The 7,005-nt window shown below is 75.0% G+C and carries 6 protein-coding genes and 1 pseudogene; 2 read left to right on the top strand and 5 right to left on the bottom strand.

What is annotated here, in order from left to right; translation table 11 throughout:
* The first annotated feature begins 436 nt into the window (after window positions 1-436).
* Window positions 437-889, top strand: coding sequence for a hypothetical protein (locus ACFV6I_RS32370; RefSeq protein WP_063346563.1), 453 nt, complete (start codon window positions 437-439; stop codon window positions 887-889).
* A gap of 10 nt (window positions 890-899) precedes the next feature.
* On the opposite strand, the gene ACFV6I_RS32375 is transcribed toward ACFV6I_RS32370, so the two are convergent.
* From ACFV6I_RS32375 to ACFV6I_RS32395, 5 genes are all read right to left on the bottom strand, one after another.
* Window positions 900-1,556, bottom strand: a complete 657-nt coding sequence (locus ACFV6I_RS32375) for a hypothetical protein (protein ID WP_380378016.1) — start codon at window positions 1,554-1,556, stop codon at window positions 900-902.
* Between the two features lie 113 nt (window positions 1,557-1,669).
* On the bottom strand, window positions 1,670-2,128 hold the full coding sequence (locus ACFV6I_RS32380) for a cupredoxin domain-containing protein (protein ID WP_380429175.1): 459 nt from the start codon (window positions 2,126-2,128) through the stop codon (window positions 1,670-1,672).
* Window positions 2,128-2,595: a hypothetical protein gene (locus ACFV6I_RS32385; RefSeq protein WP_063346566.1), complete on the bottom strand. Its 468-nt coding sequence runs from the start codon at window positions 2,593-2,595 to the stop codon at window positions 2,128-2,130. Before ACFV6I_RS32385 ends, ACFV6I_RS32380 begins: the two co-directional genes overlap by 1 nt.
* Window positions 2,596-3,043: 448 nt before the next feature.
* Window positions 3,044-3,991, bottom strand: a complete 948-nt coding sequence (locus tag ACFV6I_RS32390; RefSeq protein ID WP_380429178.1) for a hypothetical protein — start codon at window positions 3,989-3,991, stop codon at window positions 3,044-3,046.
* A gap of 232 nt (window positions 3,992-4,223) precedes the next feature.
* Complete coding sequence (locus tag ACFV6I_RS32395) at window positions 4,224-5,858, bottom strand: purple acid phosphatase family protein (RefSeq protein ID WP_380429181.1); 1,635 nt, start codon at window positions 5,856-5,858, stop codon at window positions 4,224-4,226.
* A 253-nt stretch (window positions 5,859-6,111) separates the two neighbouring features.
* Here ACFV6I_RS32395 and ACFV6I_RS32400 point away from each other — a divergent pair.
* Window positions 6,112-7,005 (top strand): annotated as a pseudogene (locus tag ACFV6I_RS32400) (NAD-dependent epimerase/dehydratase family protein); the annotation flags it as partial.

Here is a 7,005-nt window from a genome sequence, read left to right on the forward strand (position 1 = left end):
TCGCGTGGGGGCCCCAAACCCCGCCGCACCGGGCCCCCGCTGTGCTAACCTCAACCGGCGGGCCAGCGCACCGGCGCCACATTCTACTTGGGTGTCGAAGTTGGCGTGAGGGCCGGGCTATGCTGTCCCGAAGTCCGAGGATGACCCCCCCTTGCCCCGTCGACGAACGCACCAGCATGGCGCGCCCGACCGGAAGGAGGCGAGACGCATGGACAGCAGCAGTGCGGGCCGCACCACCCGCCCCCACCCCCGCATGCCCCGGTCCGCCTCCGGCAGACGGTGAGCACGGTCGAGACGGTGAACACACCCGTCGCGCACGCTTTCTGACGCGACGTCAAGTTTTCCTGACGCCACGTCACCCACGTCGGCCCTGCCGCCACCGCCGTCCACGGCCCCTTCACCCGCCCCGGTCTTCCCCGCCGAGGAGAGGTATCCCATGACGACGTCCCGGCCCTACCCGCGCCCCGCCGAAGCCGCGGTGCTGCTCACCGTCCTCGCCCTCCTCGTCGCCGAGGAACTCGCCCTCGGCCTGGCCGAGGAGGAGGACCGCCCGGTCATCAACGCCATCCTGATCGGCGCCTCCGGCTCCGGCCTCCTGGCGGTCGGCGCGGTGCTGCTCGGGCGCTGGCTCGACACCCGCCGCCCGCTCCCGTTACCCCCGCCCGGCCCCAACGGCCGCGAGTACAGCGCCCGCGCCCTCGAAGACTTCCCGATGGACGCCGTGCGCCCGCTCCTGCTCGCCCACCAGGCCCCGCAGCTGGGCCAGTTGTACTCCGCCTGGATGCTCGCCCGGGCCGGCCGCCCGGCCCCGTGGATCGCCCGCCGACTCGGCATCCCGCTCGACGCCGCCCACCTCCTCGTCGACGCCGCCCGCACCCGCCACGACTGAGCCGGCGGCGTCAGCGGCGCCGGCCGGGCGCCCCCGCGCCCGCCTGCGCCAGCAGGAACGGCACCAGGCCGCGCTCCGCCAGCGCCGACCGCCAGGCGTCCCGCGCCAGCCCCAGCTCCCCCAGGACGCCGGCCTCCCCGCCGGACTCCGCCGACCTCGACCGCGAGGCCGCGCCCACCAGCCCCAGTCCGCCCACCAGCAGGCTCACCGCGGCCACCCCGGCCGCCACCCACCCGGCGCCCACCAGCGCGTGCCCCAGCACCTCGGCGTCGTCCGCCAGCCCCAGCGCGTACCCGAGCAGCAGGAGGATCGCGGCCGCCACCCCGGCGATGATCGGCACGATCACCCCCAGCACCCCCCACCACCCGGACACCCGCTGCCGCCCCGGCTCGTCCACCGGCAGCCGCGCCACCGCGTCCTGGTCCGCCCGCAGCGCCGCGTACCGCTCGTACTCGGGCGCCGCCGCCGCCAGCACGAACTCCGCGTTCTCCCGGGCGCACCGCCGCAACCGCTCCACCCCCGGCCCCTCGTCCCCCACCGCCCGCAGGGCCGCCCGCACCTGCGACCCGGCCAGCGCCCTCCCCAGCTCCGTCTCGAAATCGGCCCGATCCTGCTGCGGCAGTCGAAGCGGCCTGTCCATGCCGTGCCCCCGTTCACTGTTCTCCATGTTCTACAGAACTGTAGAACATGGCAGCGGATAGCAGCAGCCCCGTTCACCTGTGGGCTTGCGATTCAGGAGCAGCCGCACCCGGCGCCCACGCGGCCGACGGACCGGTCGACTCAGGACACCGTCAGGATCCCCCGCATGAAGTGGTGGAGGGTGCACAGGTACGAGGAGGCGCCCGGCCGGGCCGGCGCGGTGAAGGTCGCGGACGCGCCCGGCGCGATGGTGCCGGTGTCGAAACTGCGGTCCTGGGCGGTGAGGGTGTGGTCGACGGTGTCGGCGTTGCGGACCGTGACGACGGCGCCCGGGCGGACGGTGAAGTTCGCCGGCTCGAACACGAAGTCCCTGATGGCCACCGCCCCCGGGGCGGGAGCGGTGGCCGAGGACGGCGAGGCGGCCGGGGCAGCCGGAGTCGCCGGGGTCGCCGAAACGGACCCGGTCGGCCCCGGGCCTGAAGCCGAGCCCGAATCCGGGCCTGCGTCCTGGCCTGCGTCCGGGCCGCCCACGCTGACGGAGCAGGCGGCGAGGGCGGTGCCGAGGAGCACGGCGGCCACGGCCCGGGCCCGCGACCGCATCAGGAACTGAAGAGCGGGACCCGCCGGGCATCCGAGGACGCGGGCGGGGTGGCGCCGAGGTCGGAGACCGTGGCGATCAGGACGGCGTCCGCGCCCGGGATCCAGTTGACCGTCTTGGACTGGACGACGAGCTGCCGCTGCCGCGCCGTCCCGTCGCAGATCACGTCCGCCTCGGCCGTCCGGCTGGAGCCGAAGGCCGTCGAGGAGGTGTCCTCCGGGTCCCGCTGCTCGACCGAGACGGTGAGCGACCGGGCCTCCTCCGCGACCCCGCAGACGTACTCGACGTCGACCCGGACCCGGCCGGGGACCTTCGAGTCGATCCGGGCCTCACCGAGAGTGACGCCCGTGGGGGCCGCGTCCCCGTCCCGCACCCGGGCCGGAGCGGCCGCCGAAGCCGCGGCCGGCGCCGGGTCGGCGGCCAGGGCCGGTACCGTGAGCCCGCCGAGAGCCGTGGTGAGGGCCGTCACAATGATCCACCGCTGCACTGCCAACCTCCCATAACTGAAACCGTGTTGCGGCCGACGCTAACCGCCCCGCCAGTGGCCCGCGCGCCGGGGCGGGCACCCGTCGCACGGACAGCCCAGCCACGACGGCGACCCGCCGCCCGACGGCCCAGCGGCGGCGGTGACCCGGCATCGCCAACGGCCCAACCCGCCGCCCGACCGCCCGTCACACCGGACCGGACCGCCGCGACGACCCTCCGTCACCACCCGCCCCGCATGGACCAGCGCCCGCTCGGCCGCCCTCCCCAGGGCCGCCTGAACGGACGAAGGGCCCGCCGCGCGGTACGCGCGACGGGCCCGGGGTGGCGCAGTGTTCGGGGTTCAGGCCACGGCGAGCTCAGGACACGGCGAGCCCAGGACACGGCGAGCTCACGGCACCGCGAGCTCACGGCACGGCGAACTCAGGGCACGCTCAGGACGCGGCGAGCCAGGCGGCCGGGCCGCCGACCTGGGCCCAGTTGGTGCCGCCCAGCCACTTGAAGACGCCGCTGCGGTCCGGGCTGAGCCCGTACACGGTGCCGGCGCCGTCGATGCTGAACTCCGCGCCGGGGCCGCCGATCCGCGACCAGCTGTTGGGCGCCCCGCCGTAGCGGAAGACGTCACCGCTGGTCGGGTCGGTGGCCAGCAGGGTGCGGCCGCCGCCGGCCACGATGCTGCCGGCCGGACCACCGGCCTGGGTCCAGGTGGCGCCGCCCTGCCACTGGAACACGCCACCGCGGTCCGGGGTGAGCCCGTACACACCGCCCGCGTCGTCGACGGCGAACTGGGCGCCGGGGCCGCCGATCCGCGACCAGCTGTTGGGCGCCCCGCCGTAGCGGAAGACGTCACCGCTGGTGGGGTTGGTGGCGATCAGGGTGTTGCCGCCGGCGACGATGCTGCCGGCCGGACCCCCGATCTGGGTCCAGGTGGTACCGCCCTGCCACTGGTACACGCCGCTGCGGTCCGGGCTGAGCCCGAAGACGTGTCCGCCGCCGTCCACGGCGAACTGGGCACCCGGACCGCCGATCCTCGTCCAGTTGTCGGGGCTCCAGTTGTACGCGTAGAGGTCGCCGGTGGCCGGGCTGGTGGCGACCAGACCGCCACCGCCGGAGACGATGGTGGCGGCCGGGCCGCCGACCTGGGTCCAGGTGGCGCCGTTCCAGTTGAAGACGGCGCCGCGATCGGGGGCGAGCGCGAAGAGGGCGGTCGAGACCGCGATCGGGGCACTCGGCCGCGCGACGGACGCGGCCGAGCTCACCGGTGCGAGTGCGACGGCGGATGCGGTGGTGGCCTGGGCCGGGACCGCCAGCAGCGGGGCGGCTCCGAAGGCGAGCGCCAGGCCGGTGAGGAGGAGTTTGCGGGTCGTGGCACGGAGGTGCATCGCTTCCGACCTTCTGATGGTTTGGGAGTGCGAGTGGCACGTGCTGTTGATCCGAGCGGCTGATCCGAACCGCCTGCAATAGACATGGACATGCCATACGCCAGTCTTGCCTACTGCTCCACGGCCTGTCCTACGACGAACTGCGGATTGTCCGCCGCACCCGGGTGCGGTGCAAGGCACCCCCGGGCCCGCCGCGCCCTCCACGCGGCGGGCCCTGCAAGGACGCGAGGCGCTACCGGCGCCCGGCGCCGACCTCGGAGCCGGTGCGCTCGCCCTCGCCCTGGTCCTCGCCCTGGTCCTCGTTCCGGTCGTCGTTCCGGTCCCGGTCGCCCCAGCCGTCGCTGCGGTCGCGGTACAGGGTGAAGCGGTCGAAGAGCACCGGCGTCGGGAACGGGTTGGCCGCGGTGGCGGACGGGGAGTGGTAGTAGCTGACGGTGATGGTGGTGCGGCCGCCCGGCACCGGCCCGGGGTCGACGTCGAAGACCGCGACGCCGTACGGGAAGGCGGTGTCCGGGTCGGTGACCGCGGACCAGTGGGCCTTCTCCTTCGCGTCCGGGTCGGCCTTGAAGGTGAGCCGCTGGGTGCGCACGGAGGCCTGGCGGACGCCGTCCGCGTCGGCGGGCAGGTAGACGTCGTCGTGGCCGGCGGTGCCGCCGCCGCCGAGGATCAGGTGGACGGTGCCCTCCGAGGTGTCGATCCGGCGCAGGTCGTCGTCGGCGACGGCCGGGGTGAGCAGGCCGCCCGGCTCGGTGCCGCGGACGGGGTGGGTGCGCTCGTAGTCGTGGTCGTGCCCGGCCAGGACGAGGTCGACGGAGTAACGGTCGAGCAGCGGCAGCAGCTTCTCGCGGATGCCCATGTCGCCGCCGTGGCTGGCGGCCGAGGAGGACATCGCGAACTGGTGCAGGTTGACGACGACCCAGTCCACCGCGCGGCCGCGCCGGGCGCGCGCCAAGGTGCGTTCCAGCCAGCGGAGTTGGGCGCCCTCGCTGTAGTCGCTGATGTAGATGGACTGGCCGGTGGCCGGGTCGAGGCTGGCGTCGTCCTCGACGGCGATCTCGTTGCCGTCGAGGCTCACGAACAGCACCGAACCGACCTGGAAGCTGTACCAGTTGCCGCAGTAGTCGCGGGTGCCGTTGTCGGGCAGTTCGAAGCGCGTCAGGTAGGAGGCGTAGCCGAGGTCCCCGCCGCCGGCCTCGACCTCGTGATTGCCGGGCGCGGGCATCCAGGGCCGGCTGGCGGCCGACTTGGCGAGGTTGTTCATGAACGCGTTCCAGCACTGCGGCTGGCGCTGCGGGTTGTTGTTGGCGTACGCGAGGTCGCCGTTGAGCAGGTGGAACAGCGGCGCGAACTGCTCGACCTGGCGGACGGCGGCGGCGCCGTGGATCGAGGACTTGCTGAACACGTTGTCGCCGGTGCCGAGATCGCCGAAGCTGGTGAAACGGAACGCGGCCCGGCCGCGCGCGGGCGCGGTGCGGAAGGTGCCGCGCACCGGGCCGGAGCCGTCGTGCAGCACCTCGTAGACGTACGTGGTGTCGGGCCGCAGGCCGTCCAGGCGGACGTGGTGGGTGTACGTCTCGACCTTGTTGAGCCCGTCGACGTAGGTGCGGGTCTCGGCGTCCACGGTGTGGCCGGCGCCGCCGCGCGGGGTGCCGATCCGCACCCGGGGGCGGCGCACGGTGGCGGCCGTCGCCCAGGAGACGGTCATCTCGCGGGACGGCTCGTTGCCCCACTGGAGGTGGATCTGCTCCGGTCCGGGGGTGCCCGCCAGGGCCGGCTGCGTCCAGAGGAGGGTGGACGCGGGCAGCGCGGCCAGCGCACCGGCCGCGGTACCCGTCCGAAGGACCGTTCTGCGCGAGGGATGTGACACTGTCGCCTCCAAGGCTCCGGGAAACGCCCAGGAGAGTCCCAGCCGAACCGGGCGCCCGGGCCACCGGCGAAGGTTCTTCCGGCGAACGCCAGTTGAACGCCGGCTCGGATCGGGCGGCGATCAACCGTGACACCGGCCAGGCCGGTCACACCAGTTACGCCTGTCACGCCGGTTACGCCGGGAGGATTACCGATCCCTGACAGCCGGTCCGTCCACGCCCGATCCGCCGCCCCGCGCGGCTAGCGTCGGCGGCATGGAGATTCTGGTCACCGGCGGAGCCGGGTTCATCGGGTCGGCCGTGGTCCGCGCGCTGGTCGCGGCCGGGCACGGGGTGCGGGTGCTGGACGCACTGCTGCCCGCCGTCCACCCCCCGGGGCGGGCCCCCGAACTGCCCGGGGGCGTGGCCTTCGAGCAGGGGGACGTCCGGGACGCCGCCGCCGTGCAGCGGGCGCTGGCCGGGGTGGACGCGGTCTGCCACCAGGCGGCGATGGTCGGCCTCGGGCTGGACCTCGACGACGCCCCCGCCTACGCGGGCTGCAACGACCTCGGCACGGCCGTCCTGCTCGCCGCGATGGCCCGCAGCGGCGTCCGCCGCCTCGTCCTGGCCGGCTCGATGGTGGTGTACGGGGAGGGCCGCTACCGCTGCCCCGCGCACGGCGACGTCGCCCCGGGCCCGCGCCGCCCGGCCGACCTGGAGGCCGGGCGCTTCGAACCGCCCTGCCCGGCCTGCGGCCGCGCCCTGAGCCCCGGCCTGGTCGCCGAGGACGCCCCGGCCGACCCGCGCAGCGTGTACGCGGCCACCAAGCTCGCCCAGGAGCACCTGGCCTCCGTGTGGGCCCGGGCCTGCCAGGGCGCCGTCCTGACGCTCCGCTACCACAACGTGTACGGGCCGGACATGCCGCGCGACACCCCGTACGCGGGGGTCGCCTCGCTGTTCCGCTCGGCGCTGGCCCGGGGCGAGGCCCCCCGGGTGTTCGAGGACGGCGGCCAGCGCCGGGACTTCGTCCACGTCGAGGACGTCGCCGCGGCCAACCTCGCCGCGCTGGAGGCCCTTTGCCGCCCGCGCGCCGGGCAGCTCCCGCGCCAACAAAGTGGGCAGCGGCGAGGTCCGCACGCTAGGCGAGAGGGCCGGGGGGCGGGCGGGGGC

This window comes from Kitasatospora sp. NPDC059803 (genome assembly GCF_042732255.1).
GTDB lineage: Bacteria > Actinomycetota > Actinomycetes > Streptomycetales > Streptomycetaceae > Kitasatospora.